Raw genomic sequence first — 24,359 nt, 5'->3', positions numbered from 1 at the left:
AATCAGCGTGACGAAGAGGTGACGGATGAGAACCCTTGAACACCCCGAACGGAACGAGATGCGACTCGACACCGTGCTCGCCGCACTTGCCGACCCGATTCGTCGGCACATCGCCTGCCGACTGAACACCACCCACCAGGATCACGCCTGCGCAACATTCGAGCTGCCGGTATCGAAGTCAACATCGACCTATCACTTCCGGACTCTGCGCGAGGCCGGTGTGATTCGCCAGGAGTACCAGGGCACGTCGATCATGAACTCACTGCGCAAGGACGATCTTGACGCACGGTTCCCCGGACTCCTCGACGCGGTCTTCGCTGCTCAAAACATCGAAGGCGGAGCCGCGGTCGTCTCGACCTAAGGTCGATCGAAGACCGGAGCGGGGTCACAGGCAGACGCCTGTGACCCCGCTCCGTAATCCGCGGAACTCAAGGCTGTCGCCCCTACTCCCCCGCCGCAATCGCATCGACGGCAACCGGGTCCGAGGACCGCAGGAACTCCTCGATCCGAGCAGCCTCTTCACCTTCGCCAATAGCGCCGGCGGCACGGCCGAGGGCGTTGAGTGCGCGGAGGAATCCGCGGTTGATCTCATGCTTCCATGGGATCGGGCCTGCTCCGCGCCATCCGGCGGCACGCAGGGAATCGAGACCACGGTGGTAGCCGACGCGGGCATAGGCATAGGCGTCGACGAGGCGGCCCTCGCCGTGAGCCTCATCGGCCAGGATCGCCCAGGCCAGTGATGAGGCGGGCAACGCTGCGGCGACGTCGATGGGTTCTTCGCCGGCGTCGAGGCGCTTCTTCGCTTCCACGTCTGCGTGATCATCGGGCAGGAATGTCGGCTGGGGGCCGAGCTGAGTGGCGTCGAGGTTGCCGATATGCGATGGGTTACCGATGGGCTGTGTCATGTCATCTCCTGGTCGTTGGTCGAATGCAGAGTTCAGTTGGACTTCACGTCTGAGGGTTGGATCGTGTACGGGTTGGTGCTCAGAGCCCCGAAGATCCCGGCATCTGTGAGCTTTTTGAGCTGCTTTTCATCCTTGACTCCGGTGGCCCAGACCTTGAGGTCCGACTCGGCCCAGGTGCTCACCGCATCGGGTGCGACGGACACCATACTGTAGCCCGACTTCTTCAAGTCCGCGGGCGAAGTCGATGAATAGTCACCGGTGAACATCACTGCCACCTCGGCGTCGGATGCCGCCTTGGCGACCTTCGCGTTGGAGGTCCGCACGATCGTCGAATCGGCGCTGTCCGCCTCGGCGATCTTCTTCAGCACTGGATCTGCCACCTTGGGCGATTCGATCAGGGGCATGAGCACGGTGGCTCCGCCCATCTCATCGACTATCTGGTCCCAGGTGATGGGGTCCCCGAATGCGGTGTTCTTGCGTGGTGGCTTGATGGTCTGGTCCAGGAACGACTTACGGTCCAGGTCAGACAGGTCGCCTTTGAGTTCCATCTCCTTGGGCGCGGATTTCGGGTCCGCGGCGACAACGGTGCCGTCACCGAGCTGGGACAGGGTCGGTGCGGGCAGATAGCCGAACTTCGTGTTCTCGGTGAAGGCGAGTGTGGAGTTCGCCGGGTAGACCTTCGAACCACCGTCGAGGGCGGCGACCGCGGGCTTGTTGAGCGAGTCCACGGTCAGGTGGTCCTTGCTTCCGAACATGTTGAGTCCAAGGACGGCGACGACAGCGATGACGACGACGAGCCCGGCCCACAGAGGCGCGTTGAACTTCTTCGGCGTCGGCCGCTCAGGCACCGGAGCCCGTCCGCTCTCGAGAGCTTCCTCTGCAGGGTGTTCGCTGCCTGCCTGAGCCCGGGTGCTCTGCTCGCGTTCACTGCGTCCGTACCGGCGGTTCTTCTTGCTCAACGGCTGCCGTCCTTCGTCGATCCGGCCCCGGCGATCAGGCCCCGCAGGAACCCTGCTCCCCAGCACAGGTGCATGGTGGGCAATACGAGTCCGAACCAAGCGCGTTCGCGTCGACCGCAATCCTTGGCCGCCGAGGCGGTCGCAAGTATGCCCGACACGTATCCCAGACTGGGCACGTGGACCAGAGAGGTGAAGCGGCGCAGGAATTTGGGCCAGGTCTTCGTCCTGCCTGTGAGCTGCAGGAGGGCTTCGACGACGCTGGCTGCCATCCCGAGGACCAGCACCGGTGGCGCGAAGTAACGTATCGAATTCTGCGATCCGTAGCGTCGGATGAGCTCAGCACGCCAGATGCCGGTGGCCCAGAACTGCTGACCGATCTTCGACCAGGAATCCCGCGGCCAGTAGGTGACCTCCATGTCCGGGTTGAACCAGATGCGCCCGCCTGCAGTGCGGATGCGCAGGTTGAGCTCCCAGTCCTGTCCGCGTTTGATTCCTTCATCGAACCCGCCGAGGTGGTCGAATACCTCACGTCGGTACACGCCGAGGTAGGCCGACTCGGCCTCGCCGGCTTCGTCTCCGGAGTGGTAGGCAGGTCCGCCGAGCCCGACCGGTGACATGTAGGCCCGGGCCACGGCCTTCTGGAACGATGTGCGACCGCGGGCGAGCATGAGTCCGCCGCAGTTCGCGGCCTTGGTCTGGCGCAGAGTGTCGATGGCCTGCTTCGTGTAGTCGGCGCCCAGCCCCGAGTGTGCGTCGACGCGGATGATCACAGGGTGGTGAGTCGCGGCGATCGCGAGGTTGAGTCCGATCGGCGTCGCAGCCTGCGGGTTGTCGACGGTCTGGATGCGAGGATCCTGCGCAGCCATGTCGGCGATGATGGCGTTCGTGTCATCGGTCGAGGGCCCGAGCGCAAGGACGATTTCTTTGTCTCCTTCATAGTCTTGGGCCAGGATCGTGGTGATCGCTTTGGCAATGTGCTCGGCCTCGTTGAGGACCGGCATGATGAAGGAGACACCGGGGCGTTCGGCCAGTGGAGGCAGACCTTCCGGGGTCAGGATCTCAAGAATTTTCGACACGCCCTCAATCTTCCCACATGCCCACGGTCTCGGCCTTGAGGGGTTGCTCAGGCACCGGCGAACACCCGATCGCTGCGGGCCACCTCCCCAGGAACATAAAAAATTGTCGCCACACGGGCACGGTATGCGCTCGATCCATGGTTAGGCTGAATATGTCGTCGCCGGCGACGACATATTCAGGTGCCGCGTTGATCGAGGGGCTCCCCTTCCGCCTCGCCCTCCCCGTGCCGAACAAAAAGGCTTGTGCGCGGGAACACATTCCCGTACATTTGCAACGTAGGACATCATACGTCTTATGTTTTATCCGGGATTTGGCATCGATGCGGTCCCGTTCGGACTTTCTGTGAGGAGGGAGCATGGACGCTCCGGGACTCGGCAGCCTCAATTGGGCTGTGATCATCATCTATCTGTTGGCAACGTTGGGAATCGGGGTGTGGTTCACCCGCAAGGCGAGCGCCGGAACTGATTCGTTCTTCAAGGCGAACGGTCGCATCCCGGCCTGGGCCGCAGGCTTCAGCATCTATGCGACGACCCTGTCTGCCATCACCTATATGTCCACGCCTGAACAGGCGTTCCTCACAGACTGGTCCTATGCAGCAGGCAATATCGCCATCTTCGCGATCGTCCCGCTGCTCGTCCTCTTCTACATCCCCTTCTTCCGCAAGCTCGACGTCACCACCGCTTACGAGTACCTTGAGGAACGCTTCGGGCCCACTATCCGAGTCATCGGATCGGCCCTGTTCGTGCTCTTCCACATCGGACGCGTGGCCATCGTGATCTACCTGCCCACGCTGGCAATCAGCTCGGTCACCAATATCAGCCCCGTGCTCGTCGCCGCCGCAGTCGGCGTCCTCTCCGTTGTCTACACCTTCCTCGGCGGCATCGAAGGCGTTATCTGGTCAGACGTGGTCCAGGGCATCATCCTCCTCGTCGGTGCCGCCGTGATCCTCGTCTTCGGCATCGCAGCCCTCGACGGTGGTCTGGCGACAGTGGCCGCCGATGCAGCAGCAGACGACAAGTTCATCTCGGCCGACAATTGGAAGATCGGTGGAGCGGCGGCGGCCATTCCGATCGTCTTCCTCGGCTCGGTCTTCAACAATCTCCACCAGTACACCGCCAGCCAGGACGTGGTGCAGCGCTATCAGACGACCGACTCACCGAAGAGCACAATCCGGTCTCTGATCGTCAACGGCTTCCTCGCACTGCTGACCATTCCTCTGTTCTACGGAATCGGCACCGTCCTCTACAGCTACTACCAGCACGCCGAGGCGCTTCCCTCCGGATTCAACACCTCGGCTCTGGTGCCCTACTTCGCTGTCACCGCACTGCCGGCCGGCATCTCAGGTCTGCTGATCGCGGCAATCTTCGCTGCCGCACAGTCGACGATCTCCTCGAGCCTGAATTCGATCTCGGCCTGCGTCACCGTTGACATCCGGGACCGGTTCTTCCCGCCCAAGGACGGTGTGGCCCGCACAGGCGTCGGGTTCTCCCGTCTGGTCATCGTGATCGTCGGAACGATCTCGGTAGGAGTCGCCCTCTACCTATCCGCGACCGACCAGGCTCACACCTGGGACCTCTTCCTGTCCATCACCGGACTCTTCGGGGTTCCCCTTGCCGGTGTCTTCGCCCTCGGCATCTTCACCAAACGGGCCAACAGCGCCGGAGTGCTCAGCGGACTGGTGCTCGGTGCCGCCGTCGCCTGGTACGTCCAGGACGTCGCGGGGCTGACACCCTTCGCAGTCTCGGCCGTGGCCTTCGTCGGCGCCGTCGTCTTCGGCTATGTGATCTCCCTGTTCACAGGATCCCAGAACCGTCGTGCCGACCACGACGTGACTGCCCTGACGATCTACGGCAAACGTGACCAGTACACACGGCGCATCTCAACCTCCCCGGCGACAACCTCGGCGGGGGACAGCAACAGCATCAAGCAAGGACAGAGCAATGAGTGAATTCCACGGCATCATCCCCCCACTGCTGACACCGCGCTCCGAGCGCGGGGAGCTGGACTTCGAGGGCATTTCGGCCCTCGTCGACCACCTCGTCGAGGGAGGTGTGCACGGCATCTTCGTGCTCGGCTCCTCAGGGGAGGTCCCCTATCTCACTGCGAGCGAACGCGAGCAGGTGCTGACCACTGCCATCGAAGCTGCCGACGGTCGGGTCCCCGTCCTCGTGGGAATCAGCGAACAGACGACAGGCCGTGTCCTCGACGAGGCGAAGCGTCTGCTGTCGATCGGCGGAGACGCCGCCGTGGTCACCACCCCGTTCTACGCGCTCTCCGATGCGGGCGAGATCGAGCAGCACTTCCGCACCGTCGCCGAACACCTCGACGTTCCGGTCTTCGCCTACGACATCCCAGTGCGCACCCATTCCAAACTGCCCCACGTCGTGACCGTGCGCCTGGCCCGCGAGGGTGTGCTGGCCGGAGTCAAGGATTCCTCGGCCGATGACGTGTCCTTCCGTCGCCTGCTCATCGACACCAAGGACCAACCCGACTTCGCGGTCTTCACCGGCCACGAAGTGGTCGCCGACGGCGCACTCCTCGGTGGTGCGGCCGGGATCGTCCCAGGTCTGGGCAACGTCGACCCTGCTGGCTACGTTCGCCTCTACGACGCCGCCCGAGCCGGCGATTGGACGGCCGTCGCCGCCGAACAGGATCGCCTGGCGCGACTGTTCCAGATCACCGCTGCACCCACCCCCGGACGCGTCTCCCCCGGTGCCGCTGGCCTTGGTGCGTTCAAGACCGCCCTGCGGCTCATGGGCGTCATCGCCTCCAACCGGATGACCGAGCCGATGCTGGCACTCGATGAGGTCGAGACCGGACGCGTCAGAGAGGTCATCTCCGCCGAAGGTCTTCTATGACCTCGAGAGCCGTGGTGGCCGTCGACGTCGGCGGCACGAAGATTCGTGCCGGTGCCGTCATCGACGGCACCATCATCGACGGCACCATGGGACACATCCGGGAGGTGCCGACACCCGCCAGTGAGGGACGTTCGGCAATCCTGGATGCCATCGCCGAGGTGGCCCGCGAAGTCATGCGCAGCACCGACGCTTCGATCGGCGCTGATACACCCCTCCTGTGGAAACTGGGCATCGGGGCCGCCGGAGTCATCGACTCTGAGGCGGGAACCGTCGTCTCGGCCACGGACTCCCTGACCGGCTGGGCTGGGACTCGACTCACGGCAGAGCTGACGGCACGCCTCGGCCTTGAGACGCGGGCCGTCAACGACGTGCATGCTCATGCGCTCGGCGAATCCTTCGCAGGGGCAGCCCGAGGATCCCGCAGCTCGCTGCTGGTAGCCGCGGGCACAGGAATCGGAGGCGCCTTCATCTCCGAGGGCCGCCTCCTCACCGGCCGGAACTTCGCAGCAGGACACATCGGTCACCTTCCTGTCGCCGCCGCCCAGGGGTTGCCGTGCCCCTGCGACGGCGCCGGGCACGTCGAGGCGATCGCCTCGGGGCCGGCTGTGCTGGCGGCCTATCGACGGGCTGGAGGCCGTGCGGACGTCTCCTCGACCCGGGAACTGGCGGGCGTCGCTCGCTCTGGAGATGTCATCGCCCAAGAGGCATTTGCCCGGGCTGGGGAAGCGCTCGGCTCGATACTCGGCGGACTGGCCAATGTTCTCTCCCCCGAGGTCGTCGTCATCGGCGGGGGCCTGGCGGGTACCGGAGAACTGTGGTGGTCGCCTCTGTGTGAGGCGTTCGACCGTGAGCTCATCCCCGCCATCCGCGGACTTGAGCTCCGCGAGGCACAATTGGGATCAGACGCCGCCCTCATCGGCGCGGCCAGTCTGTGGTCGGCCGCGACCTCGGCCGCAACTTCGGCACCAAAAAGCCCGATGCCAGGAAACTCGGCAATATCGAAGACCACCAGCGAGGAGACAGAGTGATGTTCACCAAACAGGAGATCGTCGATGCCCTGCGAGGACACCTCATCGTCTCGGCCCAGGCCTATCCGGGAGAGCCCATGCGGGACCCGCGGACCATTGCTCAGGTCGCCGCTTCCGTCGTGCGCGGTGGTGCGGCGGCGGTGCGCGTCCAGGGGCTCAGCGACATTCAGGCGACTCGTTCAGCGGTCGAAGTTCCGGTGATCGGCTTATGGAAAGACGGCACCGAAGGTGTGGCCATCACGCCGACGTATCAGCACGCGCATGCCGTCGCCTCGGCGGGAGCCCACGTGGTGGCTCTGGACGGCACACGCCGTGAACGTCCGGACGGGCTGAGTCTCACCCAGACTATCGAGCGCCTGCATGAAGAGACGAATGCGCTGGTCATGGCCGACTGCGGCAGCCTTGACGATGCGCTGACCGCGGCCGAATCCGGAGCAGACTTCATCGGCACCACCCTGGCCGGATACTCCGGCGAACGCGCGAAGACGACGGGGCCTGACCTGGAACTGCTCGAACAGATCAAAGCGGCAGACCTCGCCCCGATGCTCGTCGCCGAGGGACGGATCCACTCCCCTGACGATGCCGCAGGAGCACTGTCGGCCGGCGCCGAGGCGGTGGTGGTGGGAACAGCGATCACCCACCCGGCAACGATCACGTCCCGGTTCGTCGACGCCTGCGAAAACTCCTAAGACACTCCCCACTCGAGTGACACCTCCCAGCATGCTCAGGTGACGCCTCCCAGTCGGCGCAGATGAGGCCTCAGAGCCGGTGGTGTTCGAACTTGTTCGCGTACGCCTGACGGTAGTAATCGGCCAACTGCAGTCTCGATGCGGCCGCATCGTCGACGAGGACCGTGGCGTGGGGATGCATCTGCAGCACGGTCGCCGGCCACATCGAAGAGATCGGCCCCTCCAACATCTGGTGCACCGCTTCGGCCTTGTTGCCTCCGGTGGCGATGAGCATAAGATGACGCGCTTCCATGATCGTGCCCAGCCCCTGCGTCAGGCAGTGCTTCGGCACTTGGTCGACGTCTCCGTCGAAGAAGCGGGCATTGTCCACCCGTGTCTGGTTCGCCAGGACTTTGACTCGGGTACGCGAGGACAGGGACGAACCCGGTTCGTTGAAGGCGATGTGACCGTCGGTCCCGATTCCCAGGATCTGCAGGTCAATTCCTCCCGCCTCTGCGATGGCACGTTCGTAATCCGAGGAAGCGCTGATCAGGTCCTCGGCGGTTCCGTCGGGCCCCTGCACAGCGCCCTCGGCGAAATCGACGCGTGAGGCGATCTCGGCGTCGATGACATTCCGGTAGCGCTGCGGGTGGTCTGCGGGCAGCCCGACGTATTCGTCGAGCATAAATGCGCGCGCAGCAGCGAAGGACAGTCCTTCCTGTTCGTGCCGCCGGGTCAGTTCGTCGTAGACGCGCAGCGGGCTCGAGCCGGTGGCCAGCCCGAGCACGGGGGCAGACGATTCTCGCAGCAGCCTCTCAATGGAGTCCGCGACCAGCATCGCCAGTTCACCGTCGGGGGCGATGACTACTTCCATTGGTCCTCAGCTCTCTGCTCGTGGTGTCGGGGCGTGGTCAAGGGCTCGGGCGATCGGTTCGTAGTGCACGGTGATCGCGGAGCGGAAGGCGTCGACGTCCCCGGCTTCGGCCGCCGTGAGCATGAGTCCGTGGGCCCGGGCGGTGCGTTCAAGATCGGCAGCCACCGCGAGATTGAGCTTGGGCAGCACAGCGGTGTGCACGTCCCAAAAGGCGGCTACGAGCTGACCGACGAGCGAGTTCCCCAAGGACTCAAGCAACCCGGTGTGGAAGGCGCGGTCCTGCTGCGGAAAGGAGCGTCCGTCCTGTGCCATGGCGACCATCTCCTCGACGAGTGCTGAGAGGTCCGGGTTCGTGGTTCCCTCCAGGCTCTTCACAATCGCTTCGGACATTCCGTGGTCCAGGGCCTCACGCACCTCCACCACGTCCCGCAAGGCGCGCAGGTCATCACCGGGACTCAGCACACCGCGGAACACGAGAGCTTCGACGAGTGCGTCCAGGGACATCTCACCCACATAGGTTCCGTGTCCGTGCCGAACGTCAACGATGTCGAGGGTCGAGAGCTTGCGAATGGCTTCCCTGACATTCGACCGCGAAACGCCGAGGCGAGTGCACAGTTCCCCCTCGGTGGGCAGCAGGTCCCCGGTGCGAAGTCCGTCTGCGAGAATGAGATCCTTGATCCGGTCCGACGTCGTCGTCTTCCGTCGCCCCTCGGCGTTGTCGGCGGCAGAACGCTGATGGCCTGCCGGCATTGCCTCTGTCATTGTCGCCCTCCACAGATAGTTCCGCACCGAGCTTCCAGTATACGTCTGACATCAGATGTGTGGGCTTCGACCGACATGCGGTCTCCCCTCGCGCCCCTGCCCCAAACAGCACTAGAGTGGGCAAGCAACAGATGTTGTAAGAATCAGCGCACCTACTGAAAGCTCGGAGGAGCCATGGAAATTCTCACCGGAAGCGTCATCGCCGTCGTAGTCATCGTTGTCATCCTCGGCGTACTTCTGTTCGGCAAACTGAGGACCAGCATGTTCTTCACCGTCAAGACTCAGGAGAACGTCATCGTCGAACGGTTCGGGAAGTTCAAGAAGGTTGCCAAGCCTGGCCTGAACTTCAAAATGCCTCTCGTCGAGACCATCAGCAAACCGATCTCGCTGCGCGTCCAGCAGCTCGAGGTCAACATCGAGTCGAAGACAAGTGACAACGTGTTCGTCACAGTGCCGGTGGCCGTGCAGTATGTCGTTGAAGAGGAAAACGCCACCGACGCCTACTACAAACTGGCCAACTCCGAAGAGCAGATCAGGTCCTACGTCTTCGACACCGTTCGCTCCGCACTGTCGGGTCTGACCTTGGACACAGCATTCGAGTCCAAGGATGATATCGCTGAGAACGTCGAACGCCGCCTGTCGGAGTCGATGAAGCGCTACGGATTCAAGATCGTGAGCACCCTGGTCACCGACATCACCCCGGACTCCAAGGTCCGCGACTCCATGAACTCGATCAATGCCGCACAGCGCGATAAGGTCGCGGCTCAGTCCCTGGCCGAGGCCGACAAGATCAAACGGGTCACACAGGCTCAGGCTGAGTCCGAGGCGATGCGGCTGCACGGTGAGGGTGTGGCCGCACAGCGCAAAGCCATTGCCGAAGGTATCGCCGAACAGTACGCGAAGCTGCAGGAAGTCGGCATCGACAAAACAGCCGAGCAGCTGCTCATGATGACCCAGTACTTCGACACCATGCAGAACGTGGCCCAGGAGGGTCGCTCCAACGTGCTGTTCATGCCGTCGAACCCCGGCGGCCTGGGCGAGATGACGCAGGAGATCAGGAATACCCTGTTCGCAGCCAACGCATCCGAGGACGCAAAGAACACCACAGGCCTGAAGGGTGCCACCGGCCCCCAGTCTCAGCAGCAGTCTGTGTCGAAGGCTGCGCAGAGCGCACGTGCCGATACCAAGTCGGCGATGAAGCGTGCAGTCGATGCTGTCAGGCACAACACCGACAACGCGGACCCGACGACCGACGGCTCCTGAGACTGAGCCAAAGTCTGACTCAGTCTGGGCAGCACATGACAGAACGGGCGCCGGCGCGTAATCTCGCACCGGCGCCCGTTCGCCTCTGCAGGCTGTTGCCCGCAGGCAGACAACCTCCGAAAGCTTACTCCCGAGCCACCCCGTCAGCATCGGCCGCGGCCTCAACCGCAGCAGCAACGGCAGGAGCAACCCGCGCGTCCAGCGCTCCGGGCACAATGTAGTCCGGTGCCAGGTCATCGCCGACCAGGTCGGCGATGGCACGCGCGGCAGCGAGCTTCATGGCATCCGTGATGTCGGTGGCTCCGGCATCCAGGGCTCCGCGGAAGATTCCTGGGAACGCGAGAACGTTGTTGATCTGGTTCGGGAAGTCACTGCGGCCGGTGGCGACCACCGAGGCGTACTTCTGCGCGATGTCCGGGGTGATCTCCGGGTTCGGGTTCGACAGGCCGAAGATCACGGCGTTGTCGGCCATCTGCGGCAGGTGCTTCTCATCGATGGTGCCGCCGGAGACGCCGATGAATACGTCGGCACCGGCGAGTGCGGTGTCGATCCCGCCAGTGATGGTGCGTGGATTCGTGTTCGACGCCAGCCATTCCTTCGTCGGAGTCAGATCCGCACGGTCGGAGTCGATAATCCCCTTGGAGTCGAGGACGACAACGTCCTTCACACCGGCATCGCCGAGGATCTTGGCTACGGCGACTCCGGCAGCTCCTGCCCCGGAGAGGACGATCTTGATGGAGTCGAAAGACTTGTCGACCACGCGCAGCGCATTCGTCAGTGCAGCGAGGACGACGACGGCCGTGCCGTGCTGGTCATCATGCATGACAGGGATGTCGAGCGCGGCCTTGACGCGGTCCTCGATCTCGAAGCAGCGAGGTGCTGAGATGTCTTCGAGGTTGACTGCGCCGAATGACGGGGCCATGCGGACGAGGGTCTCGACGATCTCGTCGGAGTCATTCGTATCGAGGACGATCGGGATGGCGTCGAGCCCGGAGAAGCGCTTGAACAGGGCGCACTTGCCCTCCATGACAGGCAGCGAGGCCTTCGCCCCTATATCCCCGAGGCCGAGCACGGCAGATCCGTCGGAGACGACGGCGACGAGTCGACCGGTCCAGGTGTGGGTCCGCGCCAGTTCCGGCTCGTCCTTGATCGCGGTGCAGACCTTGGCGACGCCGGGAGTATAGGCAATGGAGAGATCGCGCTGGGTCTCGAGCGGACGGGTGAGTTCGGCAGAGAGTTTGCCGCCTTCGTGCCCGGCGAAGATCTCATCATCGGTGATGGGCGGCAGCGAGTTCTGTGCGGGGGCGGTGTTTGTGTCGGTCGTTGTCGTCATGTTTGATCCTCGTGGTCTCGTGACGGCTGGCATCGCGGCGATGCCGCCTTCGGTGTTCGTCAGACCGCGGCGCAGTACCACGGGGCGTCTCTGGCAGCGGTCGAATCGAAGAGCTGTCACCAAGAAGGATGGTGCGGTGACTTCTGCGCAGTGTGGTCCGCGTCCTTTGTGAAGGACTGTGCGTGGTCGCGCAGGGCACGAGCGGTTCGCAGTCGGCCGAGTTCCGACCTCATGAAACGCACTGTGCAACTCGGCCAGCATAGCCGATGAGTCGTCGCTTTCCACCCGAAAAAGTCACCTTCGCCGAGGTTGTCCGACGTTTTGGAGGCATATTCTCAATACCTTTAGCCTGGAGGATTCGACCCCGGAACAATGCGTTCCGGACCTCAGCCTCCTGACACCGCGGCAGTCTGCCGATCCTTCGCCCGCCCCCGGACCAGGTCGACGATTCCGATGAGTCCGGCGAAGACCATGACTGCGGCGATGAATCCGAATCCGGCGATGATCGCGGCCCCATATCCGGCCATTCCCTGAACGACGAAGAACACGGCTGTGACGATCGCGATGCCGATGGCCGTACCCACACGCTGCCCGGTCTGCATCACCCCACCGGAGCTTCCCGCATATTCGACGGGCACATCGGCCAGGGTCAGTGTCTGGTTCGGACTGATCGCCATGCCCTGGCCGATCCCGGTCAGACCCAGGCTCGCCAGCATCCACCAGATGCTGATGCCCAGGTCTTCGTGAGCGAGGACGATCAGTGCAGACGTGACAACTCCGACGATGGCGATGCCGACTCCGAGCACGACCATCTTGCGCCCGAAGGTGAGGACCACGCGACCGGAGGCTTGGGCACTGACCGCTGCCAACAGCGCCGAGGGAAGACCCATCAGTCCCGCTTCGAGCGCAGGGAATCCGAGGCCGTTCTGGAGATAGAGGGCGACGATGACCCAGACTCCGGGCATGCCCACGAAATACATCGACGTCAGGGAGGCGCCATAGGCGAATGACCGGGTGCGGAACAGGTTCATATCGACCATCGGGGCACCGCCTCGGCGGGCATAACGGCCCTCCCAGCGCACCCACAGCCAGATGACGACGGCACCCACGGGGACCAGAGCGTAGATCCAGGCACCGGCGGAGCGTTCGAGGAAGGGAAGCATGACGAACAGGGTGCCCAGTGACAGGAGCACGAGGCCGACCGGATCGAAATCGGCGCGCCCGCCGTCGGCGCCGCCGGCCTCGGCAGCACTGCCCCTCCACGCGCTCCGCGGCAGCCAGAGCCGACCGAGGAGGATAGCGGCAATGGCGATCGGCACGTTGATGAGGAACGCCGAACGCCATCCCCATTCTTCCCCGAGCACCGCGATGAGGCCTCCGCCGAGCACGGGCCCGATGCCGACGGAGACACCGACGATGGTGCCGAACATGCCGAAGGCACGACCACGGATCTTGCCGTGGAAGTACTGCTGCAGCATCCCCACGCCCTGGGGACTCAGCAGTCCCGAGCCGATGCCCATGGCGATGCGCGCGACGTTGAGCATCACCGGGTCGGGAGCGAAGCCGGCGATGAGCGAGCCGAAGGCGAAGACGCTCACTCCTGCGACGAAGAGCCTGCCCCGTCCGAAGAGGTCACCGGCGCGACCGGCTGCGACGAGCAGTACGCCGAAGGCCAGCGTGTAGCCGGAGAGCACCCACTGGATCGCGGAATTCGAGGCCCCGATCGACTTCTGCATATCGGGCAGGATGACGTTGACGATGGAGACACTCAGCAGAGACATGAACATCGGCACCAGCATCACGGCGAGGATCCTGCGCTGCTGTGCCGACATGGCCGTTGTCTCTGAAGTTCCCGTCATTGATCCAGTTCTACTCCGCCGCGCAGGTCTGCACAACACCATCCCACTGCTGTGACATCCCTTGCGTAACTGACACGATCGTTTCGCCTTGAGAACATGTTGACTTTGAGAACGTGAGCGCTGCACGGGAACCGAGCGCCGATGGGGGAAGCCGCCGACCGGCTCGCTGCGCCAAGACTGAGCACCTGGAGCACGTCGCCGCGATGGCACAGTGAGCAGGCTGATGCCTACTCTCGTCACGCCGCAACACTTGACGAATCACACGTTCAAGGAGCGAACTCAACTGCTCACGGTGGGCGAATGAGAAGCTAGACTGACCATCAGAGAACGCACAGGACAGCGAGAGGACGGATCACATCACCGAGCGAAGCGACAACAAACATCAGAGCGACGACGTGCCGGGCGACAGCATGGACAGCGCGCCCGACATGATGAATCGCTCGGTCATCAGAGCGATGACGCTGCTGTCACGGATCAGCAACTATCCTGACGGCGTCACCGCAACAGAGCTGGCCAACGATGTAGGGCTGGCCCGTCCCACGGTATTTCGGCTTCTCCTCAGTCTCGAACATTCGGGCTTCCTGGCGAAGAACGATGGCGTCTTCTCCCTCGGCTGGGAGGTCGCCCGCCTCGGCAGGCGAGCAGACCCACACCGCGGGATCGCCGCCCAAGTTCAGGTCAATGTCGATCAACTCGCCACAGAGATCAATGAGACCGTCGGCTACGCCGTCGTCACTGGGCCCACGATGTTCGACTTGGTGGCGGAAGCCCAGAGCACGCATCTGCTCTCCCCCAACAAGGGCTACATCGGCGAGGACCTGCCGCTTCACGCAAGCGCGACCGGCAAGATCCTGCTTGCCGATCTCGATGTCGATCAGCTCGACACCCTCCTCACGACTCCGCTCGAGGGGTTCACTCGCTACACGATCACCGAGGCAGACCAACTTCGCTTCGAGCTCGCAGAGATCCGATCGCGCCGCTATTCGATCCTCGACGGAGAACTCGAAGAAGGACTCTACGCCGTCGCTGTACCAGTCAATGACAAACTGGGCAACGTCATCGGCGTGCTGTCTGCCTCAGGACTCGATCAGAGGATGAAATCGGCTCACATCCAGAGCTTCATCGAGCCGTTGCGTACCACAGCCGAGGAACTCACGCAGGTCCTCTACCGCCATCAGGCTGGCTGAAGGTACAACAGAGGATCGGGCCCGCTCTCTGAAACGGACCCGATCCTGACGTCGCCGTCGATGCGATGTTCGAGCGGAACTAGGACGTCAGCACCTCGGCGTCCTCGAGCTCACGAAGGCACCGGCGAACCAGCCCCCGGCTCATCCCCAGCTGGCGAGACAGGTTCGTCACCTGGGCCCGAAACGTCGCAGGGTCCGTATCAGCGTTCGCCTCGTGTGCCGCAGCATTGCCGGCGGACGCCGTTCGTACTCTCCGCAACGCCCACTTCGGAGTGTTCGGCTCCCGGGCTGCTGCACTGCCTCCAGCCTGCCGCCCACCCGCCGCTGGCTGGGATGTGATGGCTGCTGCCTTCTTGAGATCGGTGCGCATGGCGGACATGAGTTCCCGGATGGACTCGAACCTCTCCTGTGGGCGAATGTAGTCGAGCAGCTCGACGACGATCCACTCCCCGTAGATCGATCCCTCAAACTCGATGATATGGACTTCGAGCAGGCGAACAGCATCCGACTCGAAGAACGTGGGCCTGCGACCCACCGAGACGACGGCCGGATGTGTCCGCCCATCTCGGAAGGCCACACGAGCAGCCCACACACCGTCGGGCACGCTGTTGTCATACATATGGATGTTCGCGGTCGGAAATCCCAGAGTCCGTCCGATCTCATCCCCATGGACGACCTCACCTTCGATTGTGTACATTGCTCACTCCTTCACGTTCGTCGACAACCGATCTCCCGATTGCCACCGAGGTGGTTTCACCGTCGTCCGTTGATCATCTGTGTGACGCCGCTGCCGACCACGAGTTCGGTCGGCAGCAGGTGCTCCGGCATCCCCTGATAGGCGACGGGACGGAGGAAACGCTCGATCGCCGCTGTTCCCACAGAGGTGGTCCCTGCGGCTGTTGACGCCGGGTACGGCCCCCCGTGCTGCTGGGCATGGGTCACCGAGACTCCTGTCGGCCACTGATTGAACAGCAGTCGACCTGCCACCTCGGCGAGGGTGTCGAAGAGCTCAGGGAGCACCTCTTCGTCGCCGACGGCCTGCACACTCGCAGTCAGCTGTCCGGTGTACGCCTGTGCCAGCTCGAGCAGCTGGGAATCGTCGGTGTACTCGATGACCAGGGTCGAAGGCCCGAAGCACTCCCCCAGCAGATCGTCCGGACGTTCGAGCACCTCGACAGCGTCGATCCGGTGGATGATCGGATCGGGAGCTGTTTCGGAGAACGGCTCGGCTCCGGAATTCACGACCTCGGCCCCGTTCGACCGGAGCTTCGTGATCTCGGTGACATAGCCGTCGCGGATGCCCCTGTTGAGCATTGGAGCTCCCTGCGGAAGCGTGGTCTCGCGCAGGCGATCGAGAACACGAGAGCCGACGGGAACCAACAAGGTTCCCGGCTTCGTGCAGAACTGGCCAGCTCCCATGGTGAACGACCCGACGAACTCGTCAGCGATCTCAGCACCGCGCTCGGCGTCGGCGGCAGCAGTAACGACGACCGGATTGTTGCTGCCCAGCTCACCGTAGAACGGGATCGGATCGAGCCGGGAGGTGGCGAGGTCGAAGAGGGCTCGACCGCCGCTGATCGATCCGGTGAAACCTGCGGCCTTCACACGCAGATCCTGGACTGCGATGCGTCCTGACTCGGTGCCGACGATCACTGCGAACGTCCCGTCGGGCGCTCCCGCTTGGACGCACGCCCCCTTCACCGCTTCGGCCGTCGCTTCGGTCAGACGCGGATGACCGCGATGGGCCTTGACCACGACCGGGCAACCGGCCGCCAGCGCCGAGGCGGTGTCCCCACCTGCTGTCGAGAACGCGAAGGGGAAGTTGCTGGCGCTGAAGACGAGCACAGGACCGAGCGGTCGCATGACCCGGCGCAGGTCGGGGCGGGGAGCCCCCATCGGCCAGTCGGGATCGGCTTCATCGATGCGCGCATCGAGATAGGCACCGTTGTCGATGGTCTCGGCGAAGAGCCTGAGTTGGAAGGTGGTGCGTGTGAGTTCGCCGCGCAGCCGCCCTTCGGCCAGGTGAGTCTCCTCTTGGGCGATCGGCACGAGCTGCTGGGCTGCAGCGTCGAGCGCGTCGGCGATCGTCCGCAGCAGGCGAGCGCGATCAGCGCGATCCCAGCGGCGGTAGGCCGCGGCAGCCTTCTCCGCGGCAGCGAGTGTCTTGTCGAGGGTCTCCCATGTGGTCGTCTCGGGAGGTGCAATGGTCATAGCGTGTCCTTCCTGTGTCAATCGATGGGCGGGCCAGCACCGTATGCCACCCGCCCGTCCCCTTCCTGGCCGGTTGCTCCGAGCAGCAGGAGGGAGTGTGGTGTCTGTGTCGTCGTAAGCATCCGCGGTGCGGCCGCTCTCTAGTCCGTCGTGAAGTCGAACTGCACGGTGCCCCATCCTCGGAATTCTCCTTGGATCTGCGTGCCGGGTCGCATCTTCTCGGCGGCCAGGCAGCTGCCCGGTATCACCAAGTCTCCAGCTCGCAGTCCGATGCCGTACTCCGCGATCCGACGGCACAGCCAGGCGATCGCTGAGACCGGACTGCCGTAGACAGCGCTGCTGTTACCTTCGGCCACCGTCTGCCCGTCGAACTGAATCTCACCGTGCATATCGCTGACGTTGACATCGCTGAGGCTTCGCGGCTGCGCTCCCAGGATGACGGCACCGGCCGATCCGCTGTCTGCAAGAGTGTCGCCCAATCCGATGTTCCAGTTCTTCACCCGGGAGTCGATGATCTCCAGGGCCGGCAGGACATAGTCGGTCGCCGAGATCACATCGGCCGCGGTGATGTGCGGACCTGAGAGCTCGTGCTTGAGGACGAACCCCACCTCGAGTTCGATGAAGGGATCGATGAAGTCCGACGCCGGCACTGGAAGGTTCTCCGGGAGGAAGTGGCTGGCGAGAAGATAGCCGTAGTCGGGCTCGTCGACGCCGAACTTGTCCTGCATCGCCTTGGCGATGTTGCCGAGTTTGAATCCGACGACCTTGTCACCCCGAGTCTCCTTGATCCTCACAATCTGCTGCTGGATCCGAAACCCCTCTTCGGGTGTGGCTGCTTCGCCACCGAACACCGTGTCCACGGGCTGCCGGTCGTCGTGCGCCTTGACCAGCGCCGAAGCAGCGGCGCTCACATCAATTCGCATGTCGAATCTCCTTCTCATCGGCAGATGACGGACGACGCTTGCCCAGGTGCCAGATCCGCATGGACGACAGAAGCTCCCGCGGGTCCCAGATCGAGGTCTCGTCGGTGATCTTGCCCTCGGCATAGCTGAGGAACGCTGCGCCGTCGACTGCCACGTCACGGTAGGTCGGTGGGACCTCCATGAAGGTCCCCGTATGGCGACCTTTGGACCGCCAGTGAATGGCGATGATCTGTCCATCATCGACGGCGTTGATGATCTCGACGTCGAAATCGCTGAAGGCCTCATGTGACTCCCGAATCTGGGTGAGCACGGCTTCCAGGTCCTCGTCTCCGGTCTTCGAATGGCGAACATAGTTGTCTGCTGCGATCGCCTCGAAAGCAGCGGTTTCACCGAAGCCCCAGGCGCGTGTCCAGGCAACGGCGATCTTGGCCAACATGGTGCTCATTCCTGTGTCTCCACTTCTTCTGCGATGGGCTTGGGCTCGGGCGCGGGCCGATCCCAGATGTCGAATTCTCCGAACTTTCCGCCGCGGAACAGCAGCGCCTCGTCGTCGCCTGCCTGTTCCATCTCCTTGATCTCGCCGACGATGACGTAGTGATCGCCGGCGACGATTTCCGATGCCACGTCGCAGTCGATCCAGGCCGTCGAATTCGGCAGCCTCGGGGTGCCAATGGATGACCAGTCGAAGGGCAGGTCCTTGAACTTGTCTTCTCCCTTGCGGGCAAGCGCTTTGCACACGGACAGCTGTTCGGTGGACAGAATGTTGGCTGTGAACTGTTCGAGATTGCGGATCCACGGCCAGGTGCTCGAACCTTTGTCAACGGCGAACATCACCAAGGGCGGGTCGAGGGACAGTGATTGAAAGGTGCCGACGACGAATCCCAGCGGTTTGCCCGATTCCGACTTGCCAGTGATGGCGACGACTCCTGTCGGCAGGAGGCCGAAGATCTGTCTGAAATCGGCAGCTTCGATCGATCCGTCTGCCGATGTTGTGATGGCAACCATGTGGTGGCCCTCCTTCTGGATTGCTGCTGGTGGCTGGATGTTTCCGTGCACCCGCACCGAGGCTGTTGTCAGCTGACGACTGCTCAAGCGACGTCGACGGATTGGATGCCATCGTCGTGAACGAAAGTCTGCGTGCGCGCGTTTTGGACTCGATAGGCGGACCCGGGATGATCGTCACGCAGTCGCGGACTGCTGGTGCCGAAGAGACTTTCGCGGAGAGTCCCCCCACTGTGAGCCGTCTTCATCAGCCCCTGCTTCTTGAGCTCAGGAACGACCACCTCGGCGAAGTCCGAAATGTCCTTGAACTTCAGCGCATGAGCGACATTGAATCCATCGATGCCCGTGTCGTCGATCCAGGACGCGAGCTCTTTCGCCACGGTCTCCGGTCCGCCGACGATCACCGGCGATGTGCCGCCGATTCCGATGTACTCAGCGATGTCGCGTGGCGTCCACCTCTTCTCTGGGTTCAGTTTGCTGAAGATGTTCACCATGGTCTGGCCGGCATTGGTCTCCACATTTTCGAATGGGACATCCGGGTCGAACTGTGACATGTCCAGTCCGGTCCAGCCGCTGTAGCGCGCCATTGCACCCTCGTAGGAGACATAGGAGAGGTAGTCCTCGTACTTGATCTGCGCAGCAGTGTCTGTTTCCGCACTGATCACGGTGATCATCTGCAACATCGCGATCGACTCGGGATCGCGTCCCGCCTCGGCGGCTGCGGCACGCAGGTTGTCGACCTGCCCCTTAAGTGATGACTTGCTCGTGGCGTTGAGGAAGACTGCCTCGGCGCTCTTCGCCGCGAACTGCACACCGCGCGGAGAGCCTCCGGCTTGGAAAATCACCGGCGTGCGCTGCGGCGAAGGAGCCGTCAACGAGATTCCCGGGACAGAGAAGAACTCACCCCGATGCTCGATGGAGTGGACTTTGGCTGGGTCGGCAAACGTCGAAGTCTCGGCATCGGCGATGACTGCGCTATCGTCCCATGAACCTTCGAGCACCTTGAGCACGACGTCGAGGAACTCTTCGGCGTGTGCGTAACGGTCGTCGTGGGCGCGCTGCTGTCCTGTGCCGAGATTGCGAGCGGCTGCATCCGAGTAGGAAGTGACGACGTTCCACCCGATCCTCCCCTTTGTCAAGTGGTCAAGCGTCCCGAATTTGCGAGCGATGGCATAGGGGTGATCATAGGCAGTTGAGGAGGTGACACCGAATCCGATGTTCTTCGTCGCCGCGGCCATCGCGGGGATGAGGTAGGCAGGATCGTTTGCCGGCAATTGTGCACCGTCGCGCAGAGCTGCATCGACCGACTCTCTGTAGGAGTCGTGATATCCGACGTTGTCGGCGAAGAAGATTCCGTCGAAGTCAGCTTCTTCAAGGAGCTTCGCGAATTCGATCCAGTAGTCGATCGACGTGTATTCGCTGCTGCGGTCTTCGGGATGGCGCCACAGGCCTGCCGAGAGATGCGCGGGTCCCGCGAAATCGAAGGCAAACAGTTTCATGGGTTTGGTCAAGACAATCACCTCACTGTGTTCGTTGTATGAACATGTCGTTCACTTCCTGCACAAGACTACGAGCGCAGGGAAGTGTCCGTCAATACGCCATTGAAACTTTCGCCGAAAAACTTTCTAAAACCGTACAGCCCTTGATTTATCAAGGAACACGAGCAAGGAAGGGCATCCTTTCGGGCGCTGCACCCTCGGCGTCGATCAATGAGGTTGACGGGGCTTCGCTTGCACTCTAAGCTCAATCAAACGTTCGACACCTGATCTTCAAAACCACTGAACGAACGAACTAGCGCTTGGGTGCTCCTTCGGCGTCTGTACGCCGAGCCGCCTCCAGCTGCGAATCTCTCATGGAACTGAGCGCCGCTCTCGTCGCAGGCGACAAAGAAGGCACGCGCCTTCGAATGGACCCACATCGCCTCGACGCTGACCTCGCATTCCTGTTCCATGCCGAAAACTCGATGTCCGCCACTAAAGGAGATACAGATAATGACCGACACAGACGTCCTCATCATCGGAGCCGGTCTCGCTGGAGTCACCGCCGCACGCGAACTCAGCAGCGCAGGTCACGACGTCCTCATCCTCGAAGCCCGCGACCGACTCGGCGGCCGCTGCTACACCGACCAACAGCTCGGGGTGAATCTCGAACTCGGCGGCAACTGGCTGCACTGGGTACAGCCCCACGTCTGGGCCGAAGTGGCCCGCTACGGACTCCGGGCCGATCGCGGACCCAAATCCGAGGAAACGTTCTGGCTGGCGAACGGAGAAGTCCGCACGGGCACACTCGAGGGATTCATGGAACTCATCGACTCAGGCATGCAGCGCCTCGTCGGAAACAGCGCCGCGATCATGCCCCGTCCCGACACCGTGGAGACTGGAGATGCCTGGCAGGATTCGGACCGCATCTCACTGCAGGAGGCACTCGACCGCCTCGAACTCGACGATTCGGAACGCCAAGCCAACGAGGCCGCATGGGTAGGGCACTGCAACGGTCCTCTCGACCAGGTCGGATTCGGAGCCGCAATTCGCTGGACCGCCGCAACCGGAGGACTCTGGCAGCTCATGCACTCCGCAAGCGCTGTCTACAGACTGCCCGAAGGCAACGACCAGCTGGTCAAGGCGATTGCAGGGGACGTGAACGGAGAAATCAGGCTCAACACCCAGGTGACCGGCATCCGCCACGATGCCGCCGGTGCCACAGTGACAGCAGCAGACGGCGGCGAATTTCGCACCAAGAAGGTCATCTCGACGATCCCGCTGAACATTCTCCACGAACTCGATATCGAACCTGCGATCTCGCCCGTCAAACACGAGATCAGCCAAGAAGGCTCCGCATCCCAAGGACTCAAACTCTGGATCAGGGTCAAAGGGCCGATCAGACCATTCTTCGCCTACTCCTCGCAGTCACACCCGCTCTCGGTCGTGCGGACGGAATTCGTCCGTGAGGACGATGCCATCCTCGTTGCCTTCGGAGCCGACAGCACTCGCCTGGACGTCGACGACCTCGATGCCGTCGCCGAGGCGCTGAAGACCTGGCGCAACGATCTCGAGGTACTCGAGGTCGCAGCCCACAAATGGATGGAAGACCCCCTGGCCAAGTCAACGTGGCTCATCCAGCGCCCCGGCCAGTACACCCGCGGCCAAGCCGAGCTTCAGCGCCCCGAGGACTCCCTGCACTTCGCCAGCTCCGACATTGCCAACATCTGGGCAGGGTTCTTCGATGGTGCGATAGAAAGCGCGCTGCGTACCGCACGCACCGTCAACGAGGAACTCAGAAGCTAACGCCGCCACGCATAGTCGGAGGAACCGGGGAGCGGCACAGTCGCTGACTCCACGGCTCGACCACCGATGCCGGATTCCACTATGGTCGCGGAGGCGCAGTCGGTCGGCGATGAACAGGAAAACCAACTTCAGAAGCCGCTTGACGAGTGACGTGGCACACCCTACGATTTCCTCAGCTAGTAAACACTCAGTTCATTGATTGAACACTTGATTGTCCGTGAGACGCCAAAGGAGATGTCACACATGACCCCTCACACCGCCGATCCCATCGACCACCGAAGCAGACGGCCTCTCTGTCTTCTTCCTCGAGCGGGAGGTGCAGCCCGTGCCCAAGTTTGAGAAGAGCCGCAGCCTGGCGAAGCGGATGGGCCGTCGACTGCGTGTCGACGACTGCGTCGTCGTCGACAAAGCAGATATGAAGAAGGCACAGATCGGTGCCGGCGTCGGAAATTTCATGGAATGGTACGACTTTGGTATCTATGGGTACCTCACAGTCACCATCACCACTGTCTTCACCCAGGGGCTGGACGAAGGCCTCGGGCTCCTCGTCACACTGGCCGGATTCGCCGTCTCCTTCCTCGTCCGCCCCCTTGGCGGCATAATCCTCGGCCCTCTCGGAGACAAGGTAGGACGGCAGAAGATCCTGTTCCTCACAATCACGATGATGGCGCTGGCCACCGCTCTCATCGGCCTGCTGCCGACCTCCGAGTCGATTGGGCTCTGGGCTCTGATTCCGCTCTACGTCCTCAAAGCTGTTCAAGGTTTCTCCACCGGTGGAGAGTTCTCCGGAGTTGCGACCTATGTCTCTGAGTTCTCCACCGACAAACGCCGCGGAATCAACACATCGTTCCTCAACAGCCAATCCATGATCGGATTCGCCGCCGGTGCGGCCACCGTCGCAGTCACCAGCGTCGTAACGACGAACATCTGGGGCGAGGACGCGATGCTCGAAGGCGGGTGGAGAATACCCTTCCTTCTGGCCATTCCACTCGGTGCAGCCGTCATCTGGTTCCGCACCCGCACCCCGGAGACACCGGCTTTCGAACTCGAACAGAAGCTTCCCGAAGGACTGCCCAAGGGTTCACTGTTCCACCGTTACGGAATCCTCGGGATCCTCAAGAACTACTGGCCTGAGGTGCTCATCGGCTGCGCATTGACTGCCGCTGACAGCTCCATCTCGTATATCCTCACCAGCTACATGCCCACCTACCTGGAAACAGAGGTCGGCGTCTCCAACCTCGGCGCGGCCATCGCCACGGTTCCCGTGCTCACCGGTGTCGCCATCCTCATCCCGTTCGTCGCTCTACTCTCGGACAAGATCGGGCGCCGTCCCGTCTACTTCATCGGAATCGTCTTCTCCATGACACTGATGGTGCCGGCCTTCGCTGTCGTTCAGATCGGGACAGAGTGGTCCGTGTACATCGCTATGGGCATGATCGCCATTCCGGCCGTCTGCTTCCTGGCATTGACTGCCAGCGCCTTGCCGGCACTGTTCCCCACGGCCTCCCGGTACGGAGGAATGGGGCTCACACACAATGTCGCCCTGTCAGCTTTCGGCGGCACAGCACCGTTCTTCAGCCAGGCGATCCTCCAGGTCACCGGCAGTCCCTATTCGCCGGCCTATTACGCAATGTTCTTCTCTCTGCTGGCCCTCGTTGCAGTCTTCTTCATGAAGGAGAGCGCCAGGCGCCCTCTGATCGGGTCGGTGCCCGTCGTCGACAACGCAGATGAGGCCCAGGAACTCGTTGAAGACCAAGACTCGAATGCCCTCATCGATACGTCGATCATGCCGGTGTTCGCTGCGGACTACAGCACGAACGAGCAGTCTGTAACCAACTCAGCCAAAGAATAACGTCACCGGCACCCAGCGCTGGCGACGAAGCAGGTCCGCGACTCTTCACTCAGTTTCGAAGGAGAAATCATGTTGTCACTCGGCTCTTCTGCAAGCACCTTCTACCGCACCGTCGCAAAGGAGATGCTCGCCCACACTCAGCCATTCATCCCGCCGGCGCGAGACGCCGTCGAGACATTTCCGTGGGAAGGGCTCTACATCAGCACCGACCACTGAGCGGCGCATCTCAACGATCGAAATCTTCTCAGAAACACCTGCTAAGAAGATTCCATCTCCGGGGATGCCATCATGTCTTCTGGTGCGAGAATCAGCAC

Annotated in this window: 23 protein-coding genes; 10 read left to right on the top strand and 13 right to left on the bottom strand. The window is 62.6% G+C overall.

From position 1 onward, the window contains the following. Positions 1-25: 25 nt before the first annotated feature. Entirely contained in the window at positions 26-361 is a 336-nt protein-coding gene (locus INT40_RS13780) for an ArsR/SmtB family transcription factor (protein ID WP_101572738.1), read from the top strand. Positions 362-443: 82 nt separating this feature from the next. Here the strand turns inward: INT40_RS13780 and INT40_RS13775 are convergent, their stop codons facing one another. The 3 genes from INT40_RS13775 to INT40_RS13765 are packed head-to-tail and all read right to left on the bottom strand — an operon-like array spanning position 444 to position 2,940. Then, positions 444-905, bottom strand: coding sequence for a DUF3151 domain-containing protein (locus INT40_RS13775; RefSeq protein ID WP_101572736.1), 462 nt, complete (start codon positions 903-905; stop codon positions 444-446). A 32-nt stretch (positions 906-937) separates the two neighbouring features. Beyond that, positions 938-1,864 (bottom strand): hypothetical protein, encoded by a 927-nt coding sequence (locus tag INT40_RS13770; RefSeq protein ID WP_193096296.1) that lies wholly within the window; start codon positions 1,862-1,864, stop codon positions 938-940. Continuing rightward, positions 1,861-2,940 (bottom strand): glycosyltransferase family 2 protein, encoded by a 1,080-nt coding sequence (locus INT40_RS13765; RefSeq protein ID WP_193096295.1) that lies wholly within the window; start codon positions 2,938-2,940, stop codon positions 1,861-1,863. The genes INT40_RS13770 and INT40_RS13765 overlap by 4 nt, the downstream gene beginning before the upstream one ends. Before the next feature lie 356 nt (positions 2,941-3,296). Between INT40_RS13765 and INT40_RS13760 the strand changes: the two genes are divergently transcribed. From INT40_RS13760 to INT40_RS13745, 4 genes are read left to right on the top strand one after another with little or no spacing between them, the layout of a single operon-like run. After that, entirely contained in the window at positions 3,297-4,889 is a 1,593-nt protein-coding gene (locus tag INT40_RS13760; RefSeq protein WP_193096294.1) for a sodium:solute symporter, read from the top strand. After that, positions 4,882-5,799 carry a dihydrodipicolinate synthase family protein gene (locus tag INT40_RS13755; protein WP_193072319.1) on the top strand — a complete coding sequence of 306 codons (918 nt, stop codon included), beginning with the start codon at positions 4,882-4,884 and terminating at the stop codon, positions 5,797-5,799. Before INT40_RS13760 ends, INT40_RS13755 begins: the two co-directional genes overlap by 8 nt. Next, positions 5,796-6,827 carry an ROK family protein gene (locus INT40_RS13750; RefSeq protein ID WP_193072317.1) on the top strand — a complete coding sequence of 344 codons (1,032 nt, stop codon included), beginning with the start codon at positions 5,796-5,798 and terminating at the stop codon, positions 6,825-6,827. The genes INT40_RS13755 and INT40_RS13750 overlap by 4 nt, the downstream gene beginning before the upstream one ends. Further along, positions 6,827-7,516: an N-acetylmannosamine-6-phosphate 2-epimerase gene (locus INT40_RS13745; protein WP_193096293.1), complete on the top strand. Its 690-nt coding sequence runs from the start codon at positions 6,827-6,829 to the stop codon at positions 7,514-7,516. Before INT40_RS13750 ends, INT40_RS13745 begins: the two co-directional genes overlap by 1 nt. A gap of 70 nt (positions 7,517-7,586) precedes the next feature. Here the strand turns inward: INT40_RS13745 and nagB are convergent, their stop codons facing one another. Together nagB and INT40_RS13735 are read right to left on the bottom strand one after the other, a co-directional pair. Beyond that, entirely contained in the window at positions 7,587-8,369 is a 783-nt protein-coding gene (nagB, locus tag INT40_RS13740) for a glucosamine-6-phosphate deaminase (protein WP_193096292.1), read from the bottom strand. Between the two features lie 6 nt (positions 8,370-8,375). Beyond that, entirely contained in the window at positions 8,376-9,131 is a 756-nt protein-coding gene (locus INT40_RS13735) for a FadR/GntR family transcriptional regulator (protein WP_226831344.1), read from the bottom strand. A 174-nt stretch (positions 9,132-9,305) separates the two neighbouring features. Here INT40_RS13735 and INT40_RS13730 point away from each other — a divergent pair, with 174 nt between their 5' ends. Next, a complete protein-coding gene (locus INT40_RS13730) occupies positions 9,306-10,394 on the top strand; it encodes an SPFH domain-containing protein (RefSeq protein WP_193096291.1) in 1,089 nt (362 codons plus the stop codon). Between the two features lie 124 nt (positions 10,395-10,518). Here INT40_RS13730 and INT40_RS13725 read toward each other — a convergent pair whose 3' ends face one another. Beyond that, positions 10,519-11,727, bottom strand: coding sequence for an NADP-dependent malic enzyme (locus INT40_RS13725; protein ID WP_193096290.1), 1,209 nt, complete (start codon positions 11,725-11,727; stop codon positions 10,519-10,521). A gap of 386 nt (positions 11,728-12,113) precedes the next feature. Continuing rightward, entirely contained in the window at positions 12,114-13,586 is a 1,473-nt protein-coding gene (locus tag INT40_RS13720; protein WP_226831343.1) for an MFS transporter, read from the bottom strand. A gap of 428 nt (positions 13,587-14,014) precedes the next feature. Here INT40_RS13720 and INT40_RS13715 point away from each other — a divergent pair, with 428 nt between their 5' ends. Further along, positions 14,015-14,773 (top strand): IclR family transcriptional regulator, encoded by a 759-nt coding sequence (locus INT40_RS13715; RefSeq protein ID WP_193096289.1) that lies wholly within the window; start codon positions 14,015-14,017, stop codon positions 14,771-14,773. 79 nt (positions 14,774-14,852) lie between these two features. On the opposite strand, the gene INT40_RS13710 is transcribed toward INT40_RS13715, so the two are convergent. The 6 genes from INT40_RS13710 to INT40_RS13690 all read right to left on the bottom strand — a co-directional run bounded on the left by INT40_RS13710 (position 14,853) and on the right by INT40_RS13690 (position 20,429). Further along, positions 14,853-15,470: a riboflavin kinase gene (locus INT40_RS13710; RefSeq protein WP_193096288.1), complete on the bottom strand. Its 618-nt coding sequence runs from the start codon at positions 15,468-15,470 to the stop codon at positions 14,853-14,855. A gap of 56 nt (positions 15,471-15,526) precedes the next feature. After that, positions 15,527-16,984, bottom strand: coding sequence for an aldehyde dehydrogenase (NADP(+)) (locus tag INT40_RS13705; protein WP_193096287.1), 1,458 nt, complete (start codon positions 16,982-16,984; stop codon positions 15,527-15,529). Positions 16,985-17,124: 140 nt separating this feature from the next. Next, positions 17,125-17,907, bottom strand: a complete 783-nt coding sequence (locus INT40_RS13700) for a 2-keto-4-pentenoate hydratase (protein ID WP_193096286.1) — start codon at positions 17,905-17,907, stop codon at positions 17,125-17,127. Continuing rightward, positions 17,897-18,352: an ester cyclase gene (locus tag INT40_RS20660; protein ID WP_226831341.1), complete on the bottom strand. Its 456-nt coding sequence runs from the start codon at positions 18,350-18,352 to the stop codon at positions 17,897-17,899. Before INT40_RS20660 ends, INT40_RS13700 begins: the two co-directional genes overlap by 11 nt. After that, positions 18,349-18,912 (bottom strand): flavin reductase family protein, encoded by a 564-nt coding sequence (locus tag INT40_RS20655; protein WP_226831340.1) that lies wholly within the window; start codon positions 18,910-18,912, stop codon positions 18,349-18,351. The genes INT40_RS20660 and INT40_RS20655 overlap by 4 nt, the downstream gene beginning before the upstream one ends. An 83-nt stretch (positions 18,913-18,995) precedes the next feature. After that, on the bottom strand, positions 18,996-20,429 hold the full coding sequence (locus tag INT40_RS13690; protein WP_413463556.1) for an LLM class flavin-dependent oxidoreductase: 1,434 nt from the start codon (positions 20,427-20,429) through the stop codon (positions 18,996-18,998). Between the two features lie 471 nt (positions 20,430-20,900). Between INT40_RS13690 and INT40_RS13685 the strand changes: the two genes are divergently transcribed. From INT40_RS13685 to INT40_RS13675, 3 genes are all read left to right on the top strand, one after another. Beyond that, positions 20,901-22,193, top strand: coding sequence for a flavin monoamine oxidase family protein (locus tag INT40_RS13685; protein ID WP_193096285.1), 1,293 nt, complete (start codon positions 20,901-20,903; stop codon positions 22,191-22,193). 325 nt (positions 22,194-22,518) lie between these two features. Beyond that, entirely contained in the window at positions 22,519-24,045 is a 1,527-nt protein-coding gene (locus INT40_RS13680) for an MFS transporter (protein ID WP_319021995.1), read from the top strand. 69 nt (positions 24,046-24,114) lie between these two features. Then, positions 24,115-24,261, top strand: coding sequence for a hypothetical protein (locus INT40_RS13675; RefSeq protein ID WP_193096284.1), 147 nt, complete (start codon positions 24,115-24,117; stop codon positions 24,259-24,261). Positions 24,262-24,359 lie beyond the last annotated feature (98 nt).

Origin of the sequence: Brevibacterium sp. FME17 (assembly GCF_014897515.1) — a bacterium.
Lineage (GTDB): Bacteria > Actinomycetota > Actinomycetes > Actinomycetales > Brevibacteriaceae > Brevibacterium.
Note: the sequence above shows the minus strand (reverse complement) of the source record. Positions and strands in the feature narration are given on the sequence as shown.